Genomic DNA, 23,025 nt, shown 5'->3' with positions numbered 1-23,025 from the left:
AGAGCTTTCGCTGGAGACCTCGATGACCGTTTCGATGAAGAATAATATTTCAGTTATCCTCGTTGAACCCCAGAGTCCGGGTAACGTGGGGATGGTCTGCCGGGCCATGAAGAACATGGGTCTGGCTGAACTCCGCATCGTCAAGGGATGTCCCCTCGACCATCCCGAAGCATACAAGTTTGCCGTTTCCGCCAAGGACCTCCTGGAGGGGGCGCGGGTCTTTCCATCCCTCGAAGAGGCCCTGGCTGACACGGAGCTCTCCGTTGCCACCACCCGCCGTCACGGCAAGTACCGGCAGGAGATCTACTCTCCGGGAGAAATCGTTCAGAAGATTGCCGCGAACCTGGCCGGCAACCGTGCGGCCCTCGTTTTTGGCCGGGAAGACAGCGGTCTGACCACCGACGAGCTTTCCCTCTGCCGGTGGCACGCCACCATCCCCACCTCCGCAGAATATGGATCATTGAACCTGGCCCAGGCGGTGTTGATCTTCTGCTACGAACTTTTTGCGGGATTGGGTGAGGGAACCGTTGCGGGGGAGGCCCGGACCCTGGCAGGCAGCGCCGCCCAGGAGGCCCTCTTCGGCCAGATGGAGCGGACGCTCTTGCGGATCGGTTTCCTCAATCCCCAGAACCCTGACCACATCATGCGGACAGTGCGGCGCATCTTTTCTCGGGCCGAGCTGGATGACCGCGAGGTGGCCATCCTGCGCGGCATGATGACCCAGATCGACTGGGCCGCCGACCAGTTCAAGGGGAAGAAGGGGCAATGAACGGCGAGATAATGCTGGGGCTGGTGGCCGGGGCGGTGACGAGCATCGCGGTGGTGCCGCAGGTGGCTCGGGCCTACCGTACCAAGCGTGTGCGGGACATCTCGGTCTGGCAGCCGGTGATCCTGGTCGCCGGAATGATCCTCTGGCTCGCCTACGGCGTCATGATCGGGGACATACCGCTCATCGTGGCCAACATCTTCTCCATCGCCTGCAACGGCATCCTGATCGGGATGAAATTCTGCTACCGTGGGGATGACAACGGGGCCGATGGTGGTTATTCTTTAGGGCAAACCAATCAAACGGAGGACCTATGAAACGGATACTACTGCTCGTGCTTGCCGCACTTACCCTCTCGGGATTGACCGGGTGCGGCTACAACGTCATGCAGGCCAAGGAGGAGGCGGTCCTTGCCGCCTGGGGCGACGTGGAGGCATCGTACCAGCGTCGGGCCGACCTGATTCCGAACCTCGTGGAGGTGGTGAAGGGGTACGCGAAGCACGAGGCGGATACCCTGACGGCGGTGACCGAGGCCAGGGCCAAGGTGGGCTCCATGCAGGTGTCGAAGGAAATGCTCAACAACCCCGAGACGTTCGCCAAATTCCAGCAGGCCCAGGGTGAACTTTCCAGCGCTCTCTCCCGTCTCATGGTGGTGGTCGAACGGTACCCCGACCTCAAGGCGAACCAGAACTTCCTTGATCTCCAGAACCAGCTGGAGGGGACCGAGAACCGGATCAACGTGGCCCGCACCAGGTACAACAAGGCGGTTCAGGATTTCAATACCAGTATCCGCACCTTCCCCAACAGTCTCACCAACAAGCTTCTGCTGCATCTGGAGCGGAAAGAGCCCTTCAAGGCGGAAGAGGGGGCGAAGACAGCACCCAAGGTGAAGTTCTGATAGTGATCTGAATGAAACGTCTCTTCCTTGCCATACTCATCGTCCTCCTCCCCGCGTTTGCCTCGGCCCTGGACGTGCCGCAGCTGCGCGGGTATGTGAACGATTATGCCGGAGTCCTCTCCGCCGGAACGGTACGGCAACTGGAGGAAACCCTTGCCGGGTTCGAGCGGAGCGACTCGACCCAGATCGTTGTCCTCACGGTGCCGTCCCTGGAAGGGGACGATCTGGAATCGTTCTCCATCCGGGTCGCCGAGGCGTGGCAGATCGGCCAGAAGGAGAAGGATAACGGCGCCATCCTTCTGGTTGCCAAGGCTGAGCGGAAGGTGAGGATAGAGGTGGGGCGAGGTCTTGAAGGAACCCTCACCGACCTTGTCTCGGGGCGGATCATCCGGGGTGAGATCACCCCCCGCTTCAGGCAGGGGGACTTCGATGGGGGCGTTACTGCCGGCGTCACCGCCATCATGGCTGTGGTCAAGGGGGAGTATGCCGCTACGCCGCGTGATCTCCGACAGGGGAAAAGGAGTGCTCCACCGGTGGCGGCTCTTCTTTTCTTTCTTGGGGTTGCCTGCATCTTTCTCGGGGCACTCTCACGGGTTTTCGGCGGCATAGCCGGAGCTGCAGGGCTCCCCCTGGTGGCATCGCTCACCTTTCCGGGGCTCGGAATTCTTATTCTAGCAGGGCTGGCGGTGGCAGGGTTTTTCCTCGGCATCTTCCTGACGTTCCTCTTTGGCAGCGGTGGGGGACGGGGAGGAGGGGGTACTTGGGGTGGTCCCTTCTACGGGGGTGGCTTCGGTGGAGGATTCGGCGGTGGGTCATCGGGCGGGGGAGGATTTTCCGGTGGCGGCGGTGGCTTCGGCGGCGGCGGAGCGTCCGGTGACTGGTGATCAGGGCATGAGGGGGAAGGCGTGAAAAGGGCGGAGGAGTTTTTCACCCCGGAGGAGCGGGAGCGGGTAAGGGCTGCGGTGGCGAAAGCCGAGGGAAGCACTTCGGGGGAGATTGCCACCATGGTCGTGGACGCCAGCGACAGCTACCGGGAGGCGGAAATTCTCGGCGCGGTGCTCCTTTCCGGGCTCCTGTCGGTCATTCTGGCAGTGGCTATCCACCATGTGACCATCTGGTCGTACATCCCCCTGGTTGTATTGCTTTACTTTCCTTGCTGGTATCTCTTCCGTCTTGTGCCGCGTCTGAAACTCCCTTTCGCGGGGGGCCGCCGGGTTGTCGAGGCGGTGCGGGAGCGGGCGGTTCGGGCCTTCTACGAAAAGGGGCTCTACCTGACCCGTGAGGAAACCGGCATCCTCATCTTTATTTCTCTCCTGGAACGCAAAGTATGGATCCTTGGGGATCGGGGCATCAACGAGAGGATCGATCCCCATTTCTGGCGGGAACTGGCCGCTCAACTGGCGCGGGGGCTCCGGGAGGGGCGTGCCTGTGATGCCCTCTGCTCGGTCGTTGCCGGGTGCGGCGCCGAGCTGGCCAGGCATTTCCCCCACAGGGCCGACGATGTGAACGAACTGCAGGACGAGATTCTCACCGAGCGTTCTTCTTCGTAGTCTCTTACTGTCAGTGCACCCCTTCGGTTTCAGCGCCGATTTTCTGCTTTCTGAGCAGGAGCAGAAACGGCATCACGCCGAGAAACGTCAATCCCACGATCCAGAAAATACGGTTGTAGGCCAGCATTCCAGCCTGCCGCTGGACCATGCCGTAGACGGCGGCAAGGGACGCCTTGTGGGCGGTGGCGGCATTGAGGCCCCGAAGCATGAACCCCTGCGTCAGCAGCTCAAGTTTCTGCTGCGCCACTGGACTGTAAGGGGTGACTCCGCCCACCAGGACATTCTGGTAGAACTGGGTCTGGCGGGAAAGCATCGTTGCCGCCACGGCGATCCCCACACTGCCGCCCATGTTGCGCAGCAGATTGTAGAGGCCGGCGGCGTTTCCCATCTCCACCTTCGGAATCGAGCCAAGGGTCAGGGTGGAGAGCGGCACGAAGAGCATGGCAAGCCCTACGCCGAGGATGACCCGGGGCCAGACAAAATCCCAATACGAAGCCTCCAGCGTGAACCCCCGCATCAGGAACATGGACCAGGCGCTGATGATGAGTCCCACCAGGATCACCTTCCTCCCGTCGTATTTCGAGAGAGCCACACCAACGAAGGGCATGGTGATCAGGGTAGCCAACCCGCCGGGGGCGAGGACCATGCCGGCCAGGGTGGCGTCGTACCCCATGAGGGTTTGGAGGAAGAGTGGGATCAGCACGATGGAGCTGTAGAGCCCGAAACCGAGCATGAACATGACGAAGTTGCCCGCCGAGAAGGAGACATCCTTGAAAAGGCGCAGGTTGATGATGGGATGCTCGTGCTTCAGCTCGACATAGACGAGGGCAATGAGGGCTAGGGCCGAGAGGATCGAGCAGGACAGGATGAAGGATGAGTTGAACCAGTCGTCCTGCTGCCCCTTGTCGAGAACGATCTGGAGCGCCCCGAGGCCGACGGTGAGCAGCCCCAGACCCCACCAGTCAATGGCCACCCTGGTCCGGCGCAGGTACGGCGGATCGAAGATGAAGGAGACGGCCATGATAACGGCAATGATGCCGAGGGGGATGTTGATGTAGAAGATCCACCGCCAGTTGAGGTTGTCGGTGATCCACCCCCCGAAGGCCGGGCCGATGATCGGCCCGAACATGGCGCCGACGCCGAAGATGGCGTTGGCCATTCCCCGTTCGTGGGGAGGAAACGTTTCCAGGAGGATCGCCTGACTGCTGGGAATGAGGGCGCCTCCAGCCGCTCCCTGGAGCACCCGGAAGAAGATGAGGCTTGCCAGGTTGGGGGCCGCGCCGCAGAGGAGCGAGGCCATGGTGAAGAGGGTGATGCAGGAGATAAGGAAACGTTTGCGGCCGAAAAGCCGGGAGAGCCAGCCGGTCATGGGAAGGACCACGGCGTTGCTCACCAGGTAGGAGGTGAGGACCCACGTGATTTCGTCGGTCCCCGCGTTGAGGCTCCCCTGCATGTGGGGGAGCGCCACGTTGGCTACCGACGTGTCCACGATCTCCATGATGGTGGGAAGCATCACCGTGATGGTGACGATCCATTTGTTGACGTCCTTGACCGGTGCGTCCATGAATCAGCACCCCTAAAAAGGCCTGAAGTCCCTAAGGATTTCCCCAATCTTGCGTCCCGTGTTCACGGTGGGGACCACGCTCATTCCCACCCGGAGGAGATGCTGGGGGTCGCTTCCCGGATCCACCACGATTTTTACCGGCACCCGCTGCACCACCTTCACGTAGTTGCCGGTGGCGTTCTCAGGGGGGAGGAGGGAGAAGGCGGCGCCGGTGCCGGCCATGATGCTCTCCACCCGCCCGGTGAAAGTGCGGGCGGGGTAGGCGTCCACGGTGAACTCCACCTTCTGGCCCGGCTTCATGTGGGTGAGCTGGCTCTCCTTGTAGTTGGCCGTGACCCAGGTGTCGTCAAGGGCCACCACGGCCATGAGGGGCTGTCCTGCCTGGACCGTGGATCCCGTCTCTACGGACTTGCGGGTCACATAGCCGTCAACGGGGGCTACGATGCGCGTGTAGGAGAGGCTGAGGGATACCTCCCGAAGCTTTGCCTCCCGTTGGGCAACGCGGGCCTCCTTGCCGCCGGTGCCGGCAAGGCCAAGCTCGGCCTGGGCCTTACGTACCCCTTCCTCTGCCTCCCGGAGCTGGGCAGCAGCCACCCGTCGTGCCGTTTCGAGGCGATCCAGCTGCTCACGCGGTATTACCTCCTTGGTAAAGAGGGCACTTCCCCGCCTGAGGTCCAGCTCCGCCTGGTCCAGCCGCGCCCGGGCATGGGAAACCGTGGCCCTGGCCGCTTCCACCTGGGCGTAGTCACCCGAGGTTTCATTGCGCGCCATGTCAAGGTCGGCAGCAGCCACCCGGACACGAACCTCATAGTCCGTGGGGTCCAGCTCCACCAGAGTCTCCCCCTTTTTCACGAACTGGTTATCCTGTACGGGGACAGCGGTCACGGTGCCCGAAACCCGCGGGGATACTGCGTGGATGTGGGCCTCCACGAAGGCATTGTCGGTCGCGATGTGGGTCTTGCTCCGGACGACCCAGCGTAGCCCCATGAAGAGGCCGATAAGGATCACCAGGAGGATGATGATTCCCGCGCGCTTCCGCCGCCCCCCTCGTTGCTTGACCGGAGCGCCCGCCGTATCGGTTGCGGTTTTGGCGGTTTCTTCCGCCTCTTGATGTCCCCTTGACTCATCCACTGCCATGACTACAGTTCTCCCATCGCTTTTCTGACCCGCGCCGCCGCCACCTGGTAGTCGAAGACGGCGCGGAAATAGTCGGTCCTGATCTGGGTAAGGAGCGTCTGGGCGTCAATGACGTCGGTTGCGGTCCCCACCTGGGCCTGATAGCGGTCGCGGTTGATGCGCAGATTCTCTTCCCCCTGCCTGATTGCCGTTTCCACGGTCCGGATCCGCTCGGCCGCAACTCGCGCATCACTTTGAGATGTTGCCAACTCAAGGCGGATCTGTTCCCGGACCAGCCGGAGGTTGTCCCGTTGCTTTCCCAGATTTTCCACTGTCTGACGGTACCGCGACGTGGTGGCAAAGCCATCGAAAAGGTTGACGCGCAGCCCCACGGTGGCGGCGTAGATGGCCTGCTCCCGCGCCTTGCTGTTCTCCATGTAGTCGATTGTTCCCTGGGCGAAGATCTCCGGGAAATAACCGGTACGGGCCTCAGATACCTCTGCTTCGCCTGCCTCCACCGTCCTGGTGAGAGAGACGAGCTCGGGGCGGTTCGCCAGAGCCTTCTCTTCGGCTGCTTCAAGTGGCGGAAGGGACGCCGGGGTATCCTTCTCCTCTAGGTCTGCCCGGAAGGGGAGAGGACGCCCCGTCAGAAAGTTGAGGAAGAGCCAGCGGTTTTCCACGAGGTTTGCCGCCGCGAGGCGTCTCTGCCGGCTGTCGGCCAGCTTCACCTCGGCCTGCAACAGGTCGTTGCGGGTCACAACTCCCTGCTCGTACAGATTCTGGGCCACCCGCAGGTGGTCAGTGCGCTGAACGATCTCTTCGTCAGAGGCGCCGAGGACTTTTTTCGCTTCGAGTATTCCGTAGTAGGCCTCCACCACCTGAAGGAAGACATCTCGTTCCTGGGCGTCATAGCTGTGCGCCACCGCCTCCTGGAGGAGCGATGCCCGCCTGGTGCGGGAGGAGGTGCGGCCGAAGTCGTAGATGGTCTGGGTGGCGGTGATGTTGAAAAAGCCGTAGGTGGTGTCCTGGGTTTCGGTCTCGCGTCCCGCAAAGGAAAAGGCCTGTGGTTTGGCCTGAGCCGTGTATCCCCCCTGAAAATCGAGGCGGGGGAGGAAGCCGCTTTTGGCCTGGGATATGTTCTCGGCGGCGATTCTCCTGTCATGGGCCGTCACCGTCAGGCCGTAGTTGCCGGCGGTTGCCCGGCGGAGGCACTCAGTGAGAGAAAGGGTTTCGGCGTGTGCTGTTCCCGTAAGGGAGAGGACAGCCACTAAACCCGCAAGAAATCTCGGAACTGCCGAGTAAGGAGTGGGTGCCTTCTGGTTTTTGTTCTGCATGGAATCCTCCCGTTACTGGCGCAATTTCTTGAGGGTGGCGCGCAGGGCGGTGCGTTCCTCGGCGGTGAGGGGGGAAAGGAATTTTTCCGTCACCTGGACGGCAATGGCGCAGAGTTCCGTTTCAAGATTCCTCCCTTTCTCGGTGAGGCAGATGCGGTAGGCCCTTCGGTCATCCGGAGTGGGGAGGCGTTTCACGAGGCCGAGTTTTTCGAGCCGGTCGATGAGCCCGCCGATGGTGGTCCGGTCCACCTGGGTTTTATGGGAAAGGCTGGTCTGGGAGAGGTTGTCCTCGATCCAGAGAAAGGCGAGGAGGCTGAACTGCTTTGGGGTCAGGCCGTAGCTGTCGAGCTGTTCCTTGAATAACCCGAATCCCCGTTGATAGACCTTGGCGAGGAGGAAACCGATGCTGTTTTCGATATCGTACATGGATCACCTCTGTGCGCCGAAAATCGGAGGCATTATACCGATAATCAGTATACTGTCAATTCTCTGATTCGCAAAGAGTTACGATCCCGTGGTTAAGATGAATAAGGAGGGGAAGTCATTCAGAATTCCGGCTGCTTAATTCTGACTCCTTTGCGGGTTGCTTCCGGTAGAGGGTGCGGTACATCTGTGCATTGGCGAGGACCTTCTTCACGTACTCCCGGGTTTCGTAGTAGGGGATGTTTTCGATGAACTCGTCATCGCGTTGGAAGGGGAGGGTGCGGCGCCAGCGGTCAACGGGTGTGGAGCCTGCGTTGTAGGCAGCCACGGCCGCCACGGTGTTGCCGTTGTACTGCTGGAGTAATCCTTTCAAGTGGCGTACCCCGAGGCTGATGTTGAAGCCGGGGTCGGTCAGGCGCGCTGAAATGCTGGTGCCGTTGCCCTTCACCATTGCCTTGGCGGTGGCCGGCATCAGCTGCATGAGCCCCACGGCGCCGACGGGGGAGACGACGGTTGGCGAGTAGGTGCTCTCCGCCCTGATGATGCCGTAGACAAGCTCTTCCGCAACCCCCTGGTCGGTTGCCTGAAGCATTACGGCTTCGCGGAAGGCCTTGGGATAGAGGAGTCCCCACTGGGGGAGGGAGTCTCTGTCAATCCGGCGGGGGAGGTTGTCCCGGTACATGGCCGCTGACGCGTTGTAGTCATCCATCTCCAGATAGAGGCGGGCCAGTCCCAGGAGCAACTTCTGCTTCGAACCGTTTTTCTTACGGACGGCAGCAAGCTCCTTCCGGGCCTCGTCGTGGAGTCCGACGGTGATAAGGAGCTTTATCCGCTCGTATCCGGCGGGCATCGGCAGTGACAGCGCAGCCGGTTCAGCCGCCAGGGAGGGAGTTTCCTCGCTGGTATTCAGCGCTGCACGGGCCTGGTGGCCGTAGAAAGAGAGGGGGTACTCCTCCATGACCCGGGCAAGGGAGGCTGCAGCCCCCTCCTTGTCTCCTGCACCTTCGAGGGCGCGGCCCTGCCAGTAGAGGGCCCGCTCGCGGTAGTCCTGGATGGTCTGGAGCGACTTGAATGCTTCGGCGGCCCTCCTGAAGTCTTTCGTCCCGTAGAGGGCCCAGGCATTTTCCCAGGTGGCACGTTGCCGCAGCTTTGCATCGGTGGTGACAGACAGGAGTCGGTCGAGGAGGAAATGCTCGTCCTGGTAGCGGCCCTGGAATTTGCGGATAAACGCTGCTTCCAGGAGTGCCTCGTCGGCCAGTTCTCCCCGCGGAGAGGCTTCTGTTATCTTGAGATAGGCATTGATGGCGTCTTCGCTCTTTCCGATCCCCTCAAGGGACTTTGCATGCCAGAACCGAGCCTCCTCGGACAGGGACGGTTTCAGCTCCTTTTCCAAAAGCCGGGCAAAGGTCCGTTCGGCATCCTTACGTTGACGGGCCTTGTAAAGGGCCTGGCCGCTCTTGAACGTGACCCGGGCAATGAAGTCGGCTGTTTGGTTTGCCAGCGGGATTGCGTCAAAGGCCTTGACGGCCTGCTGGTACCGGCCGACGCTGTAAAGGGTGCTTGCCCTCCGGAACAGCTCGTCGGCGGTGGATGGCGAAGCCGGGAATCCTTGACGTTCCAGTTGGCGCATGGATTCTTCGGCGTCTTCGGCCACCGGCGAGGCAGGGTACGTGAGCCAGAGGTTCCGCAACTCCTGAACCGCTTTTGCCTTCTCGCCGAGTCCCTCGCGGCAGCGGGCTGACTGGTACATGGCGGTGACGGAATCCCTCCCCGAAGGATAACTTTCCACGAATCGGATGTAGATTGCCTGGGCCTCCTTCAGATCACCGCGGGCAAAGAGGATATCGGCCTGGAGCATTCGTGACCGGCGTACAAGGGGGCTTTCGGGCCTTTCATGGAGTAACCGCTTCACGGTTTCAAGGGCTTCGTCGTAGCGTGCGATACGATAAAGGGCATCGGCCTGCCAGAAGAGGGAATAGTCGGCCACAAGGGGGAGTTCGCTTGCCGCTTTGCCGAGCAGTTCAGCGGCTTTGACCCATTCTTCGAGGCGGTATGCGGCAACGCCGGCAATGAGGTTCTTTTCCGGAGAGTCGACTGCGTTCATGGCATTGTCCAGTGCTCCCCGGTTGTCTTTGAGCTTGAGCCGCACGGCGGCCTTGGCGAGTTTCTCGTCGAGTGATGGGCTAAGGTTCTGGGAGGAGGCGGAAACAGCCAGACAGAGGAGCAAGGCCGTGGCAAGGAGCAAGCGGTTAAGCATGGGCATCGAACCTTCGTGGATTGGATTTGAACGGGGGCAGTCAATTCGGTGAGCAGAAAGCCGGCCTTGATGCGTTGTGTCGGCGTTTGACCCATACTACCCGTACCCCCCGGCAAAAATCAACCACGAACAGGTGATTATTGCAGGGGGGCGTTTCCTGAAATCCGTATATCTATAAGGCTCTTGCCTTGTTTATTGCACCAGTGAATCAGACAGTAGCATCCATGTTCATGCGGTATGTTCCGTACTTGAGCCGGGTCAGCACGTTCTTTTCAAGCATGATCTGAAACGTCGCGACGACGGTCGGCTTGCTGGCGCTGAGTGCCTCAGCCACCTCGTCATAGGTGCCATGGAACAGATTGTCCTCATCAAGGTGGTTGATGACGTATTCCATAATCTCCGCGCGTCTTCCCCCGAGGGTATCCAGAATTTTGAGGACGAACTCTATCTTTTCCGGACCATTGCTGGATTCTTTGATGGTGGCCACCTTCTTTGTCGCTATATCGGAAAGTAGTTCGAGCAGGTCGTGGAAGTTGAACGGTTTCAGAAGGTAGCCGTCCGCCTTGTAGCGAAATGCATCCAGCAGGTATTCCGGCTCAGAATGGGCCGACACCATGACGACGGCGACCGCCGTGTCCTTCTGCTTTATGGCATTGAGGAGGTCTATGCCTGACAAGCCGGGCATGCGGATGTCGGTGAGTACTATGTCCGGGTTATGCTCCTGTAGCGCGGCCAGGGCCTGGTCAGCGCTACCCACACAGATCGTGTTTTTGCAGAAACTGTTCAGGACCATCTTCATCTGCTCCCGTGCAGTCTCTTCGTCGTCCACAAAGAGCACCGTCATCTGTTGCAAGGCGGTGACGTTCATATCTATTTACCCCCGTCGGTTGTTCTGGCGAATTGTAGGCATATGCAGGCGCCATACTGCGTTTCCCCATGCAGTTCAAAGGATCTGTTCTCCGCCCAGACCTTCCCCTGGTCGAGATTTTCGACGATCTGGTGGCACAGATACAGTCCCAGTCCTGTGCCGTCGGCCTTGTCCTTGGTGGTGACATACGGTTCGAAAATGCGTTTGAGCAGATGGTCGGGGATCCCGCCACCGTTGTCCTGGAAAGTGACCGTCACCACCCCTCCCGACTCCTCGCTGCAGGAGAGCAGGATGAAACGGTCACCTTGCACCTGGGAAAGCTGATCGCGCGCATTCAACAGCACGTTTATGGTCAACTGCACCAGGTCGTTCACGAAACCCATGGTGTGCACCGGCGTCGTGATCCGGTTCTCGATAGTGACCCGGCTCTGCTCCATGACCGGCGAAACCATAGCGATGGCACGCTCGACGGAACTCAGAAGCTCGATCACGGTTCTGCTGCTGCCCGACATGAGCAGTGAACGCCAGTCATCTATGATGTTCGACATGTATTCAATATTCTGGTTCGCCTGGGTGATCTGCTTGCTGAGCAGGGCGTCGTCCAGTTTGCCGAACTGGTTCTGCAGCCCGATGTTCTGAACGATCAGAGACAGGTTGTAGAGAGGTTGCCGCCATTGGTGTCCGATGTGTCCCAGCATTTCCCCGAGGGCGCACTGCTTTGACCGCTGGGCCAGCATATTGCCCTGTTCCGTGATGATACGCTCATACTTTCTGAATCCGACCATGTTGATACAGAGCATGACGCAGGCGGTGATGGCGAAGAACAGCAGCCATGCGTAGAAATACCCCCAGTGTCGGCTCCGCAGCTCAGTCATGTCGTAGGCAACAAGATATTTGCCGACCTCGCGACCTCCGTTGTCTCTAAGTACCTGGGACGTGCTCACCAGGTAGTACTTGTCTCCGATTTTGATGTCGTTTTTCGCCCATCTGAAATCAATCCTGTCTTTGAACTGGTTGAAGAACGCGGCATCGTTGGCTTTCAGCCTTTTGTAATAGTCATAGACATATTCCTCGGAATCCGTTTTGTCCCCGGTGTCGAATTCAAGGAGTTTCCCATTGGAGAAGATGGCTGTCTTTACGTCGTGTAAAAACCATTTCAGATTGTAGTGGAAAAACGACAGGTCGACACCTATCTCGATCGTTCCGACCACATCCGACCGAGCGTCCCGCACAGGAAGAACGGTGCAGAAGTAGAGGGGAACGATGTTGGTTTCATACCCGTAGGTGTAGTTTTTCGTGGCAAAGACCTCTTTGCTAACGTTCGGTCTTAATTCCTCGGGGTCATGGGTGATCGACGGCGGTGTCATATGATATCTGAGTTTTCCATCGCCGTCATAGATGAGGACCGAGATCACCGGCACATAGCGTTTCCCGAAGTCGTAGAAAGCGTGATTGGCCACCTTCTCCAGGGCTTCTGCGTCGCCTGCTTTCAGCAGTTCGGCGAAGTGCTTTTGTTTTGCGATGTCGCTTACGTAGTTGACCAGGCGCGAACAGAGATACTCCGATTCGCTGTCGTGGGCATGCTTGATGAATGAGTTGATTTTGTTGGCGAAATAGGCGTAGTCGGAAGTCCTCTTGTACAGATCCATCAGGGAAAAGAAGCAGAACATGCAGAAGAGCAGGATATAGGTAACGATGACGATGCGTTTTTTATTGGCTTCGATAAATTTCAACATGGGGCGCGTCCCTCTTGGGGGGTACTCGTGATTGTCGAGCCGGTGCTCCTGGCGGCGCAAGGGTACTCCAGTCGGCGGTGAGCACCAGCATGTAAAACTAATTTAGTTTACTTCACCATAACAATAAAAGTAAACTAAAAATGAAAAGGTTCCCCGGAATACCCTGAAATCCCTCCTGTCTCCCTCTCGTAAAACCTCTCACCTTTAAAGTGCTTAACCAAATAATAGCAATAAATCTAGCTGGTTGCGACGATTTATTCATGCCATGCTCCCGCAGGATAAATGCACTGACACAGCTGCTGGTGGGCGCATGCAAATTTACTAAAAAAATGCTTGACACATCGTTTTTGGTTTTGTTAAATAAACTAAAAACGATTTGGATAATAATTTAAAACCAGAAAGATAGTTGATGCCGCCTGGTATATGTATTGTGGCTTGCGTGGTTCAATTAAGTTGTCTAACTAAGGGTGACGCTATCACCAGGCCAGCAATCGGAGAAAGGAGGAGAACATCACACACCACACGTCATACGAGGCCAGGATTTGCAGAGCCAACTACACACTATCAAGGAGAAAGATCATGTCATTCAAATTTGTCAAAACAATCGCCAAAAGTCTCGCACTGGTAGCTCTGTTCGCCGGCAGCTGCTTCGCCTTCACCGAGGGGACCGATTACGTGAAGCTTGCGAAACCGATCCCGAACGCCCAGGGGACGCTGATCAAGGTGTTCAGCTACGACTGCCCCTTCTGCTACAAGTACGACAAGAAGATCACGCCGAACCTGGTTCCCAAGCTGCCGAGCGATCTCAAGTTCCGCCCCTTCCATCTGAAGACCAAGGGTAAATACGGCGTCCAGGGAAGCGAGCTCTTCGCCGTGCTGCTGCTCAAGGATCAGAAGGCCGGCCTCTCCGACCGCGATCTGTATGGCCCCAAGTCACTCCTGAAGAAGGCCAAGATGGCCTACTACACCGCCTACCACGACAAGAAAGAGCGCTGGGATGCGGGCCCCGACGCCTACCTGAAGACCGGTCTCGACGCAGTCGGCATGAGCAAAGCAGAATTCGACAAGGCGAAGGCAGATCCCAAGGTCAAGGCGCTGCTGAAGGAGTGGGATGCCTCCTATGACGTGGCAAAGGTCCAGGGCGTTCCCGGCTTCGTCGTCAACGGCAAGTACCTCATCATGACCAAGAGCATCACCTCCATAGACGGCATGCTGAAGCTTATCAACGAGCTGAAGACCAAATAAGGAGACGCGTCGTGAAACTATCAGAAATGTTCGGCAACTTCAGGTCGGACCCGGCAGGAACCATCAGCCAGTGGCAGGACAAGCGGTTTCTCTGGATCTTCATGGCGGTGCTCAGTCTGTTCATGGTTATCCTGGCCCACTCCGTGTTCCAGATCTGGCTCTACATGAGACCCTGCGAACAGTGCGTCTACATAAGGCTTGCCTTCTTCGCCATGGCCTTCGGCGGCGTCGTCGCGGCCATCAAGCCCTCAAACCCCGGCTTGAAGATCGTCGGCTACCTGTTCGCCATCTGGGGAAGCTTCAAAGGTGTCCTCTACAGCATAAAGCTCAATAAGATTCACCACGCCGCCCACAGCGACGACATCTTCGGCGTGCAGGGGTGCTCACCGGAGCCCACCTTCCCGTTCCACCTGCCGCTGGATAAGTGGTCTCCGGAATGGTTCAAGCCGACGGGCGACTGCGGCTACGACAACCCGATCATTCCCGACGGAGTCCAACTGAGCGCCATGCAGAAGGCCATCACCGACTTCTATTCCGAAGGGTGGTACCTCTGGCCTCCCTCCCACTTCATGAACATGGCGCAGTGCACCCTCATCACCTTCGGCGTAATCCTCCTGTTCCTGGTGGTGGCAGCAGCCTGCTGGATCGTCACACTGGTGCGACGCAAGCGCCAATCCGCGACACACGAAGAAACTTCCAGCTGCTCTGGCAAGTTGGCATAACGACAATCCCGGCGTGAGGGGCGGCATGTCCGCCGCAGACAAAAAAAGGAGAACAGTATGAACTGTCGAAAAACAGCATTGTTGAAAACCGGGAGAGTGGCGCGGCTGGTGTTGTGCTCAGCCATGCTCGGAGCAGCGATCCCGACCATGGCACTCGCCATCGGCGGTGCGAGTGGCGCGCATGTGGACTATCAAGTGCAGGGAAAACTCGGCGAGGTCATCATGAACCCCTATGACATCGCCCCCCTGACCGCCATCATCAAAAACGGCGGCTACGTCCTTAAGGACGTCACGGTGCGGATCGTTCCCAAGAAAGATGGGCAGGAAATCAAGTACCAGGTCGCCAACAAGCATCTCCTGACCCACGGCGGCATCCCGGTCTTCGGCATGTACCCGGACTACGTGAATACGGTCGAGGTCGAATATTCCAGGCTGTACAACGGCAAGTGGGAGCAGGCCAAGGAAAGCTACACGCTCTATACCCCCCCTGTCTATACAGAGCCGAATGCCACGAAAACACAAAAGGCGGCTCTCTTTTCCGGGGCTGACGTCAAGAAGGTCGACAAGAAGTTCAGCGACCGGCTCTATTTCGTCAACAACTTCCTGCACAAGGCAGGCAAGGGGACCCGGGCGGTCTGGAACAACCCGACAGGCGGCGCCCTGGAGTGGAACTACTATCCGCAGAATTTCATCGTCGACACCAAGGGCGAAGTCCGCTGGTACATGAACGCCAACCCCATCTATGACCTGAAGTCGATCTATAACGCCGGTGTCATGATGGGCTTCAAGCAGAACAACGACGGCGCCATGAGCTGGGGTTTCGGCCAGCGCTACGTCAAGTACGACATCATGGGGAAAGAAGTTTTCAATCGTGAGCTTCCTGCCGGCTACAACGACTTCTCCCACTCCATGGACAATTCCCCCAACGGTAACTACTTCCTGCGGGTGGGCAGCTCCAACCTCAAGCGCGCTGACGGCAAGAATGTCCGCACCGTCCGCGACGTGATTATCGAAGTCGACCCCAGCAGCGGCCTCGTTCAGGATGAGTGGCGCCTCTTCGACATCCTTGACCCCTATCGTGACGTCAATTTTAAGGTGCTGGACCAGGGGGCCGTATGCCTGAACATCGACGCCAGCAAGGCCGGTCATACCATGAGCGCCGAAGACCTGGCCAAGCAGGACGCAAATGATAAATTCGGCGACATCGTCGGTGTCGGCCCCGGCCGGAACTGGGCCCACGTGAACAGCGTCGATCATGACGCCGAAGACGATTCCATCATCATCAGCTCCCGCCACCAGTCGGCAGTTATCAAGATCGGCCGGGACAAGCAGATCAAGTGGATCATGGGCAGCCCCGAAGGGTGGAAGAAGGAATACCAGGGCAAACTCCTGACCCCGGTCGACTCCAAGGGGAACAAGATCGAATGCGAGGCCGGAGGCTCCAAGTGTCCCGGTTACGAGAATGACGAGGGTGGTTTTGACTGGACCTGGACGCAGCATACCGCGTTTAAGATCGATAGCAAATCCAAAGGCGACATCATTTATGTGAGCGTCTTTGACAACGGCGACAGCCGCGGCATGGAGCAGCCGGCCCTGCCGAGCATGAAGTACTCCCGTGCCGTCATCTACAAGATCGACCAGAAGAAGATGACCGTCGAACAGATCTGGGAGTTCGGCAAAGAGCGCGGCAACGGCTGGTACAGCCCGGTGACCTCCCTGACCGAATACCAGCCAGACAAGGACTCCGTGTTTGTCTATTCAGCAACGGCCGGCGCTGATTTCGATATCAATACGGGCGCATTCAAGACCGACCCCAATCCCTACATCATGGAGTTCAATTACGGCTCGACCGAGCCGGCGGTTGAAATCCAGCTCAAGGATACGACCGGCTATCAGGCCATGCCGTTCAGCGTGGAAAAGGCTTTTGTCAAGTAACAAGTAACCATCCTGCACAAAACCTCAGGCTGGAGGATCTCCTTCAGCCTGAGGCGCCGTACGATTCCACCGCACCGGAAACCGCATCAGAGAGGTTGTCTCCATGAAACGATTGGTCCGCTACATCTGCGCCTGCCTTTTGACCCTGACTGTACTTGCCGTGTCGACGCCGGGCAAAGCCGAGGATGGTGTCGCTCTCGTCCGGATCGGAGCACCAGCCCCGAACTTCAGGCTGCCCACGCTCTCGGGCGAAAACAAAAGTCTCTCACAGTACCGTGGCAAGATCGTCCTCGTGAACTTCTGGGCTTCCTGGTGCCCCTACTGCCGCGACGAGATGCCTTCCATGGACCGGCTGGTCAAATCCTTCCCCAAGGGGGACCTGGTGGTACTGGCGGTCAACGTCGAAAAAAGATTTCCCGAAAAGTACCGCCGGGCCCCCGTATCGTTCAACTTTCTGAGCGACGCCACCGGCCAGGTGCAGCAGCACTATGGCGCCAACCGCCTCCCGGACACGTTCATTGTCGACCGCAAGGGGATTATCCGGCAGCGGGTGACCGGCGGCATCGAGTGGGACTCCCCCAAGGTCGTCAGCTACCTGAAATCACTGTAGCGGAGATACCATCATGGACTTTGGTTCCGATATCACCGTCTGGATCGCATTCTCCGCAGGATTCCTTTCCTTTTTCTCACCCTGCGTTCTGCCGCTTATCCCTTCCTATATGACCTATATCACCGGGCTCTCCTTCGGCCAGTTGCAGGAGGCACATCCGGGCACGAAGGTGCGTCTGGTCGTCCTGGCCCACTCTGTGGCCTTCGTCCTCGGATTCTCCGTGGTCTTCGTCGCGATGGGAGCCCTTGCCGGAGCAGCCTCCTCCACCTTCCAGACCGTCATGAAGGACGGCCTGGTCTGGCTGCAGCGTGCTGGCGGCTTGCTCATCTTCATGTTCGGCGTCCACATGTCAGGGCTGTTTCACTTCAGCCTCCTGCTCGGGGACAAACGGGTCCAGATCCAGAATAAGCCGGGCGGACTGGCAGGGACGTTCCTCGTGGGGATCGCCTTTGCCGCCGGTTGGACCCCCTGCATCGGTCCCATACTCGGGGCGATCCTTGCCATGGCGGCCGGCACGTCCGGATCAACCGCAACCAGCATGCTGCTGCTCGGAAGCTATGCTGCGGGGCTGGGAATACCGTTCGTCATCTCGGGTTTGCTGTTCCACGGTTTTCTCGATTTTTTCAAGCGCTTCAAGTCGCACATCCGGAAGATGGAGTTCTTTACAGGGTTATTGCTGATGTCAGTAGGCATCCTTCTCTTCTTCGGTCTCTTCAACAACTTGACCACCTTGCTTTACCAGTGGCTCCCGATGGGGGCCTGAATCAACCGGCAGTGGAGTGTATCAATGCCTTTCTGGCCAGGTTGAAGCAACACCCAACAGCAAACGACAGGATCGCCATCCTCTGCACGCACCCCAGATCAAAGGAGTACGTCATGAAATTCAGCAAGCGTATCATCCCGCTTTCCCTCGCGGCACTTTGCACCTGCGCCGGCCTTTCCTGGGGTGCCGATGCCACCGCCGTCCCCCGTCCCTTCGGGCCGGCCATCTCGGCCTTCGGCCCCGCCGGCACCGGGTTCCCGGTGGGGAAGCTAGGGGTCCTTCTCAATTACCAGTACAGTGAGACCGACGGTATCCGCAAGGGAAGCAATGAAGTGAACGAAAACGTGAAACTGACCAAGAATGTCGGGGTGGTGAAATTCCGCTACGGCATCACGGAAGGTCTTGACGTCCGCACGGCCACCCCCCTCTACGACTGCTACAAGAAGAACAAGGTGACCGGCGCAGGGGAGCATCTGGGGTGGATCGGTGATACCGCCATTGCCCTGCACAAGGTGCTCATGAACCAGTCAAAGGGTTCGATGTTTGATCTGGCGGTAGACGTCGGCCTGGTCGTGCCGACAACTGATGTCAGCAGCAAAAGCATAGACTTCGTCGGCAACGGTGCCTGGGGCACCGGCGGCGCCGTCGGCCTTACCTACTCGACAGGTTCACACCGTCTCGACCAGGAGATTCATGTGTACACCTTTACCGAAGGGGCTCACGATTACAGGAAGCCTATGTACGTCCGGAGCACTACCGCCTGGGGCTACGCCGTGAACAACTATTTCGACATGGGAGCCGAGTCACAGTTTGACTGGAATGACGCTAGCGAGAAGAACGGCAAGAGCCAGAACGATGCCAAGAACGAGTGGTACGCCGGGCCGAAGGTGGCGTTCAAGTACAAGCCTGCTGGATTCGCGGCGGGCTTGGCGGCCATGTTCCCCATGGTTCGCTGGTACGAGGCCAACACTCCCTCTGAGGGGTTCCGGATTGAGTTGAAACTGAGCAAGACGTTTGACTTGATGTGAGATGGTGGGGGCATCCGCTGAAAGGATTTGCTGTCAACCTGCAGTCACCCCCGGCTGCGACCATAGGCTGCCATGAAAACATCTATGGCACGATCTGTAACCTGTTTGATTTCCGCGTCGCTGACTTTGTCCAAGACCTGAAACAGGAAACGCTCCATCAACTCCGATTCCAGCAGGCTGAGCAGATGCCGTGACGCGACGACCGGATCAGCCTGCCGGAGCCTGCCAAGGCCCATTGCTGTTCTTAGGAGGTCTGCAGCAAGATCCTGACCGCGCAGTACTCCGCGCTCGAACATAAGCCGCCCCAGATCGCTTCGTCCGGACACTGAGATAGCCAGATGTCGATTTGCCTTAACGGTTGGCGAGTAGAGAAACGTCAGCCAGCGTCTGCCGAAATCACGCAGCGATGCGGCAATATCTTCCGCGGCAGGGTCTATTGATCGGAAGACGGCCTCGAATTCAGTATTATTGGAGCGGGTCATCACCTCAAAAAACAATTCATCCTTGGACGGAAAGTAATTGTAGAGCGTTGCCTTCGAACCACCCACCCGGGCACAGATTTCCGACATCGAGGTCCGCTCGAACCCATGCTCCTGGAAGGCTTGTGCCGCCACCGAGAGGATATGCTGCCGTTTTGCGTCGGATTTTTTTGCCATATGGTTTCCCCGTATGTTTTCGGATGGGCGAAACCGTTTTCCCCATCCTGCATCCAATGATCATTTCCTGCGGGGCAGAAAACAAATCACCGCTACTATGGCCCAGCAGACCATGGTCCCGAATACGATAATCTTCAATAAGATCGTTGATACCATATGATCAGTCAATGCCGGAATAGCAGATGGATGATATTTGCCGGCCAATCTTGCGATGGCTCGGCGACAAGGATGAAGTAGCAGAGGAGCAGGACGACAACAACTATCACGCTGTAGAGCACCAACCTGGAAGTTTCCATATCACAATACCTCCGCAGTTCATACGGTATACGCCACATCGAATCTTAATAGGGGGCTTCACGGCAATCGGAGCGATGAACCAGCACCGGAATTGTCGAGTGCGTAAGGACCTTCTGGGTCTCGCTGCCGAGCAAGAGCCCGCTGACTCCGCGTCGCCCATGGGATGCCATGAAAATCAGGTCGCATTCGTTTCGAGTGGCCGCTTCGATGATGGCCTCATAGGGTTCTTCACTGACAAGGGCCACCTTGCGGCATTCAATCCCGGCTTCCCCGGCAATGCTTTCCGCTGCATCGAGAATGTCATTGGCGCTGTCGAGCATCTTTTCCCGAAACCTTGCGAATGTGTGAGAGTCAAAGATAGCCTCACCGTAATACATCTTGGGAGCCGGTTGTACGGCACAGAAAAAGGTTATGCGGGCGCCGGCCTCCTTGGCGAACGAGATGGCGCGGGTAACGGCCTCCTGGGAAAGCGGAGAACCGTCGGTTGGAACAAGTATGTGCTTGAACATGGAAATCCTCCTTCAACAGGCTGTTAATGGCCGCCGGCGGACGGGTCCACCACCCGGGTTGGCCTGGGCGCGATCCAGATGACCGAGGCTGCGATGAAAAACGCAATGCCAATGGCCCACATCAGCTGGTTGGTGGCCAGCATGACGCTCTGGCCGGTGATCATATAGTCGATCACCTGATTCGCCACATCTCCGGGGGCGCCCGAGTTTTCAAGCATTGTCCTGACACTCTGGTCGCCATCGGCGAGACCGACCAGTTCGGCATGGTTGCGGGTAATCTGGTTGGCCCAGGTGGTGGTGACAATGGAGGTGGCAAAGGCGCCGGAGAGGGTCCGCAGGAAGTTCATCAGACCTGCGGCGGAGTCCATCTCGCGCTCATCAACGCTCGCCAGCGCCAATCCCGTTGTCGGGATGAAGAAGAACGGGAGGCCGAATCCCAGAAACACCAGGGGGACGGCGATGTTCCAGAAGGGCATGTCCGTAGTGGCCACGGTGCGCCACAAAGTATCGATTCCGAGCCAGATAACGCCGCCGAACACCAGTTTTCGGGCGTCAACCTTGGTCGTCAGTTGGGCCACCAGCGGTGCGACAAAAAACGCGGCCAGCCCGGTCCCGGCGGTGGCCAGGCCGGCCTGCGTCGCGGTGTATCCCATGAAATTCTGCAGCCAGAGCGGGGTCAGCACGCTGACCCCGAAGAAGGCCGCGAACGCCAGGCTGATGGTCAGCACGCAGGCGCTGAAGCCGCGATGGCGGAAAACCTTGAGGTCGACCACGGGATGCTCCTCATGGAGTTCCCAGATTATGAAGGCGGCAAAGGCGATGGCCGCAATAATTGCCAGGGTGACGATTTTACCTGAGGCGAACCAGTCCAGGTCCTTCCCTTCATCCAGCATGAGTTGGAGTGACGCCACCCAGATGATGAGCAGGACCAGGCCGACCCGGTCAATGGGGTTGCGCACCAGGGGTTCGCTGTAGCGCTTCAATAGTTGCCAGGCGAAGAATCCTCCGGTGAAGGCAACCGGCAGATTGATGAAAAAAATCCATGACCAGCTGTATTCATCGCAGAAGTAACCGCCGAGGATGGGGCCGAGGACCGGCGCGACGAGGGTCGTCATCGACCATAACCCAAGGGCGGCGGCTGCTTTTTCCTTGGGGAAAATCCGCATCAGCAGGGTCTGGGACAACGGCATCAGTGGTCCGCCGGAAAAGCCCTGGAAGATGCGGGCGACCACCAGCAACCCCAATGAAGGCGCCAGGCCGGAGATGAGGGAAAAGACCCCGAAAAACACCATCGCCCAGACGAAGACCCGCACTGCCCCGTAACGGGCCGACAGCCACCCGGTCAGCGGCACGGTAATGGCTTCGCCGACGGCATAGGAGGTGATGACCCAGGTTCCCTGGCTGACGGTCGCCCCCAGGCTTCCGGCGATGTTCGGTACTGCGACGTTGGCAATGGTCATGTTGAGAACAGCGATGAAGTTGGCTGCCGCAAGGATGATTGCCGCCAGCCAGAGCTTGCCGCCGGCAAGGGGGGCATCGCTGTCGGCAATAGTAGTATCTAGAGATTCGTGGTTCATTAGAGATCTCACCTGGATGGCTGTTTTTCAACAACCCTCTACTTGCCGCGGGTGTCGATTTCGGCAGTCATGGAGAGACCGACCTTGAGCGGGCTCTTCTGCAATTCAGCCGGGTCGAGCTTGATGCGTACCGGCAGGCGTTGCACTACCTTGATCCAGTTGCCGGTGGCGTTCTGGGCCGGTATGGCTGAGAAGGCCGACCCTGACCCTCCCGAAAAGCCTTCGACGGTGCCGCGGTAGGTCACCGACTTTCCGTAGATATCCGCGTGGAGCGTGACCGGTTGACCGACACGGACCTTTTTGAGCTGCACTTCCTTGAAGTTGGCGTCGACGTGCATTTCCTGCACCGGCACCACCGAGAGCAGGGGCGTACCGGCTTGGACGCGCTGGCCGACCTGTACCTGGCGTTTGGCGACGATGCCATCCACCGGCGCCCGGATCACGGTCCGCTCCAGATCCACTGCGGCCTGGTCGCGACGGGCACGGGCCAGCGCAACTTCGGGATTGGTGTCCACGCTCGTGCCGGCAATGAGCACGGCGTTGGCTTCGCGAGAGCTGATTGCGGTGCTGCGGTTTGCCTCTGCTTGCGCAATGGCGGCCCGAATGGCGTCCAGATTGGCCTTGGCGGCGGCAAAGGCGTTTTGGGAGCGGGTGAGTTCATCACCGGATACCGAGCCGGATTTAGATAACGTTTCGCGGCGCTTCAGGTCAATCTGCGCCCGTTCGAAATCCGCTTCGGCAGAACGGAGTTGGGCAGCCGCACGTTTCTCATCGGCTTCACGGGCCGTAATCTGGGCATTCAGGCTACCGTCATTGGCCACAAAACCCTTGACGCGCCGGATCGCCCGCCCCAGGTCGGCTTCCGCTTGGGCAAGGGCCAGCCTGGCGTCGGTCTGGTCGACCCTGACGAGAACGTCCCCTTTCTTGACCGTCTGGGTGTCGGTCACCAGCACATCGCTGATGGTCCCGCTCACCGAGGGGGTAACCTGGGCCACCTCGACCGCCGTATAAGCATTGTCGGTAGAGACAAAGTTCGAGCCGTACAAGAGCCCGTAAGCCGTGGCGCTTACTGCTGAGATGACGACAATTGCGGCAAGTGCGATGAGCAGTTTCTTGCGGCGATTTGTTTTAGATACGTTGGTGGGAATCGGTTTGGCATTTTCAGACATGT

Annotated in this window: 23 protein-coding genes; 11 read left to right on the top strand and 12 right to left on the bottom strand. The window is 58.6% G+C overall.

The genetic code is table 11. From position 1 onward, the window contains the following. Positions 1–22 precede the first annotated feature (22 nt). From KJB29_RS09265 to KJB29_RS09245, 5 genes are read left to right on the top strand one after another with little or no spacing between them, the layout of a single operon-like run. The gene (locus KJB29_RS09265; RefSeq protein WP_215734360.1) at positions 23–769 is read left to right on the top strand and encodes an RNA methyltransferase; all 747 of its coding nucleotides are present in this window, start codon (positions 23–25) and stop codon (positions 767–769) included. Continuing rightward, positions 766–1,083, top strand: coding sequence for a SemiSWEET family sugar transporter (locus tag KJB29_RS09260; protein WP_215734359.1), 318 nt, complete (start codon positions 766–768; stop codon positions 1,081–1,083). The genes KJB29_RS09265 and KJB29_RS09260 overlap by 4 nt, the downstream gene beginning before the upstream one ends. After that, on the top strand, positions 1,080–1,664 hold the full coding sequence (locus KJB29_RS09255; protein ID WP_215734358.1) for a LemA family protein: 585 nt from the start codon (positions 1,080–1,082) through the stop codon (positions 1,662–1,664). Before KJB29_RS09260 ends, KJB29_RS09255 begins: the two co-directional genes overlap by 4 nt. Positions 1,665–1,675: 11 nt before the next feature. Continuing rightward, on the top strand, positions 1,676–2,548 hold the full coding sequence (locus tag KJB29_RS09250; RefSeq protein ID WP_215734357.1) for a TPM domain-containing protein: 873 nt from the start codon (positions 1,676–1,678) through the stop codon (positions 2,546–2,548). 21 nt (positions 2,549–2,569) lie between these two features. Continuing rightward, positions 2,570–3,214: a TPM domain-containing protein gene (locus KJB29_RS09245; protein WP_215734356.1), complete on the top strand. Its 645-nt coding sequence runs from the start codon at positions 2,570–2,572 to the stop codon at positions 3,212–3,214. Positions 3,215–3,224: 10 nt separating this feature from the next. On the opposite strand, the gene KJB29_RS09240 is transcribed toward KJB29_RS09245, so the two are convergent. The 7 genes from KJB29_RS09240 to KJB29_RS09210 all read right to left on the bottom strand — a co-directional run bounded on the left by KJB29_RS09240 (position 3,225) and on the right by KJB29_RS09210 (position 12,512). Continuing rightward, entirely contained in the window at positions 3,225–4,778 is a 1,554-nt protein-coding gene (locus KJB29_RS09240; RefSeq protein ID WP_215734355.1) for a DHA2 family efflux MFS transporter permease subunit, read from the bottom strand. A gap of 12 nt (positions 4,779–4,790) precedes the next feature. Continuing rightward, positions 4,791–5,915 (bottom strand): HlyD family secretion protein, encoded by a 1,125-nt coding sequence (locus KJB29_RS09235; RefSeq protein WP_215734354.1) that lies wholly within the window; start codon positions 5,913–5,915, stop codon positions 4,791–4,793. Positions 5,916–5,917: 2 nt separating this feature from the next. After that, a complete protein-coding gene (locus KJB29_RS09230) occupies positions 5,918–7,228 on the bottom strand; it encodes a TolC family protein (RefSeq protein ID WP_215734353.1) in 1,311 nt (436 codons plus the stop codon). Between the two features lie 12 nt (positions 7,229–7,240). Continuing rightward, positions 7,241–7,654, bottom strand: coding sequence for a MarR family winged helix-turn-helix transcriptional regulator (locus KJB29_RS09225; RefSeq protein WP_215734352.1), 414 nt, complete (start codon positions 7,652–7,654; stop codon positions 7,241–7,243). 115 nt (positions 7,655–7,769) lie between these two features. Next, positions 7,770–9,908, bottom strand: a complete 2,139-nt coding sequence (locus KJB29_RS09220) for a transglycosylase SLT domain-containing protein (protein WP_215734351.1) — start codon at positions 9,906–9,908, stop codon at positions 7,770–7,772. A gap of 208 nt (positions 9,909–10,116) precedes the next feature. Continuing rightward, on the bottom strand, positions 10,117–10,776 hold the full coding sequence (locus KJB29_RS09215) for a response regulator (protein ID WP_215734350.1): 660 nt from the start codon (positions 10,774–10,776) through the stop codon (positions 10,117–10,119). Between the two features lie 2 nt (positions 10,777–10,778). After that, positions 10,779–12,512 (bottom strand): sensor histidine kinase, encoded by a 1,734-nt coding sequence (locus KJB29_RS09210; protein WP_215734349.1) that lies wholly within the window; start codon positions 12,510–12,512, stop codon positions 10,779–10,781. A 579-nt stretch (positions 12,513–13,091) separates the two neighbouring features. On the opposite strand from KJB29_RS09210, the gene KJB29_RS09205 reads away from it, so the two are divergent. The 6 genes from KJB29_RS09205 to KJB29_RS09180 all read left to right on the top strand — a co-directional run bounded on the left by KJB29_RS09205 (position 13,092) and on the right by KJB29_RS09180 (position 18,815). Next, on the top strand, positions 13,092–13,757 hold the full coding sequence (locus KJB29_RS09205) for a thiol:disulfide interchange protein DsbA/DsbL (protein WP_004513128.1): 666 nt from the start codon (positions 13,092–13,094) through the stop codon (positions 13,755–13,757). Positions 13,758–13,768: 11 nt separating this feature from the next. Continuing rightward, on the top strand, positions 13,769–14,479 hold the full coding sequence (dsbI, locus tag KJB29_RS09200; RefSeq protein WP_004513127.1) for a protein-disulfide oxidoreductase DsbI: 711 nt from the start codon (positions 13,769–13,771) through the stop codon (positions 14,477–14,479). A 57-nt stretch (positions 14,480–14,536) separates the two neighbouring features. Then, a complete protein-coding gene (locus KJB29_RS09195) occupies positions 14,537–16,414 on the top strand; it encodes an aryl-sulfate sulfotransferase (protein ID WP_215734348.1) in 1,878 nt (625 codons plus the stop codon). A 103-nt stretch (positions 16,415–16,517) separates the two neighbouring features. Further along, complete coding sequence (locus KJB29_RS09190) at positions 16,518–17,024, top strand: peroxiredoxin family protein (RefSeq protein ID WP_215734347.1); 507 nt, start codon at positions 16,518–16,520, stop codon at positions 17,022–17,024. Between the two features lie 13 nt (positions 17,025–17,037). Continuing rightward, complete coding sequence (locus tag KJB29_RS09185) at positions 17,038–17,787, top strand: cytochrome c biogenesis CcdA family protein (protein WP_215734346.1); 750 nt, start codon at positions 17,038–17,040, stop codon at positions 17,785–17,787. 113 nt (positions 17,788–17,900) lie between these two features. Then, a complete protein-coding gene (locus KJB29_RS09180; protein WP_215734345.1) occupies positions 17,901–18,815 on the top strand; it encodes a transporter in 915 nt (304 codons plus the stop codon). Positions 18,816–18,859: 44 nt separating this feature from the next. Here KJB29_RS09180 and KJB29_RS09175 read toward each other — a convergent pair whose 3' ends face one another. The 5 genes from KJB29_RS09175 to KJB29_RS09160 all read right to left on the bottom strand — a co-directional run bounded on the left by KJB29_RS09175 (position 18,860) and on the right by KJB29_RS09160 (position 23,023). Then, positions 18,860–19,471: a TetR/AcrR family transcriptional regulator gene (locus tag KJB29_RS09175; protein ID WP_215734344.1), complete on the bottom strand. Its 612-nt coding sequence runs from the start codon at positions 19,469–19,471 to the stop codon at positions 18,860–18,862. A gap of 164 nt (positions 19,472–19,635) precedes the next feature. Beyond that, on the bottom strand, positions 19,636–19,767 hold the full coding sequence (locus tag KJB29_RS19545) for a hypothetical protein (protein WP_281412928.1): 132 nt from the start codon (positions 19,765–19,767) through the stop codon (positions 19,636–19,638). Positions 19,768–19,812: 45 nt separating this feature from the next. Then, positions 19,813–20,277: a universal stress protein gene (locus KJB29_RS09170; RefSeq protein WP_215734343.1), complete on the bottom strand. Its 465-nt coding sequence runs from the start codon at positions 20,275–20,277 to the stop codon at positions 19,813–19,815. Between the two features lie 23 nt (positions 20,278–20,300). After that, on the bottom strand, positions 20,301–21,854 hold the full coding sequence (locus KJB29_RS09165) for a DHA2 family efflux MFS transporter permease subunit (protein WP_215734342.1): 1,554 nt from the start codon (positions 21,852–21,854) through the stop codon (positions 20,301–20,303). Positions 21,855–21,892: 38 nt separating this feature from the next. After that, on the bottom strand, positions 21,893–23,023 hold the full coding sequence (locus tag KJB29_RS09160) for an HlyD family efflux transporter periplasmic adaptor subunit (RefSeq protein ID WP_215734341.1): 1,131 nt from the start codon (positions 23,021–23,023) through the stop codon (positions 21,893–21,895). Positions 23,024–23,025 lie beyond the last annotated feature (2 nt).

The organism is Geobacter grbiciae, assembly GCF_018531165.1.
GTDB classification, from domain to species: Bacteria; Desulfobacterota; Desulfuromonadia; order Geobacterales; family Geobacteraceae; genus Geobacter; species Geobacter metallireducens.
Note: the sequence above shows the minus strand (reverse complement) of the source record. Positions and strands in the feature narration are given on the sequence as shown.

Bases quoted from the DNA above. Each gene is read 5' to 3' on its own strand.
- KJB29_RS09265 (WP_215734360.1), top strand. From the start codon at position 23: ATGACCGTTTCGATGAAGAATAATATTTCAGTTATCCTCGTTGAACCC.
- KJB29_RS09260 (WP_215734359.1), top strand. From the start codon at position 766: ATGAACGGCGAGATAATGCTGGGGCTGGTGGCCGGGGCGGTGACGAGC.
- KJB29_RS09255 (WP_215734358.1), top strand. From the start codon at position 1,080: ATGAAACGGATACTACTGCTCGTGCTTGCCGCACTTACCCTCTCGGGA.
- KJB29_RS09250 (WP_215734357.1), top strand. From the start codon at position 1,676: ATGAAACGTCTCTTCCTTGCCATACTCATCGTCCTCCTCCCCGCGTTT.
- KJB29_RS09240 (WP_215734355.1), bottom strand. From the start codon at position 4,778: ATGGACGCACCGGTCAAGGACGTCAACAAATGGATCGTCACCATCACG.
- KJB29_RS09235 (WP_215734354.1), bottom strand. From the start codon at position 5,915: ATGGCAGTGGATGAGTCAAGGGGACATCAAGAGGCGGAAGAAACCGCC.
- KJB29_RS09230 (WP_215734353.1), bottom strand. From the start codon at position 7,228: ATGCAGAACAAAAACCAGAAGGCACCCACTCCTTACTCGGCAGTTCCG.
- KJB29_RS09225 (WP_215734352.1), bottom strand. From the start codon at position 7,654: ATGTACGATATCGAAAACAGCATCGGTTTCCTCCTCGCCAAGGTCTAT.
- KJB29_RS09220 (WP_215734351.1), bottom strand. From the start codon at position 9,908: ATGCTTAACCGCTTGCTCCTTGCCACGGCCTTGCTCCTCTGTCTGGCT.
- KJB29_RS09215 (WP_215734350.1), bottom strand. From the start codon at position 10,776: ATGAACGTCACCGCCTTGCAACAGATGACGGTGCTCTTTGTGGACGAC.
- KJB29_RS09210 (WP_215734349.1), bottom strand. From the start codon at position 12,512: ATGTTGAAATTTATCGAAGCCAATAAAAAACGCATCGTCATCGTTACC.
- KJB29_RS09205 (WP_004513128.1), top strand. From the start codon at position 13,092: ATGTCATTCAAATTTGTCAAAACAATCGCCAAAAGTCTCGCACTGGTA.
- KJB29_RS09195 (WP_215734348.1), top strand. From the start codon at position 14,537: ATGAACTGTCGAAAAACAGCATTGTTGAAAACCGGGAGAGTGGCGCGG.
- KJB29_RS09190 (WP_215734347.1), top strand. From the start codon at position 16,518: ATGAAACGATTGGTCCGCTACATCTGCGCCTGCCTTTTGACCCTGACT.
- KJB29_RS09185 (WP_215734346.1), top strand. From the start codon at position 17,038: ATGGACTTTGGTTCCGATATCACCGTCTGGATCGCATTCTCCGCAGGA.
- KJB29_RS09180 (WP_215734345.1), top strand. From the start codon at position 17,901: ATGAAATTCAGCAAGCGTATCATCCCGCTTTCCCTCGCGGCACTTTGC.
- KJB29_RS09175 (WP_215734344.1), bottom strand. From the start codon at position 19,471: ATGGCAAAAAAATCCGACGCAAAACGGCAGCATATCCTCTCGGTGGCG.
- KJB29_RS19545 (WP_281412928.1), bottom strand. From the start codon at position 19,767: ATGGAAACTTCCAGGTTGGTGCTCTACAGCGTGATAGTTGTTGTCGTC.
- KJB29_RS09170 (WP_215734343.1), bottom strand. From the start codon at position 20,277: ATGTTCAAGCACATACTTGTTCCAACCGACGGTTCTCCGCTTTCCCAG.
- KJB29_RS09165 (WP_215734342.1), bottom strand. From the start codon at position 21,854: ATGAACCACGAATCTCTAGATACTACTATTGCCGACAGCGATGCCCCC.
- KJB29_RS09160 (WP_215734341.1), bottom strand. From the start codon at position 23,023: ATGTCTGAAAATGCCAAACCGATTCCCACCAACGTATCTAAAACAAAT.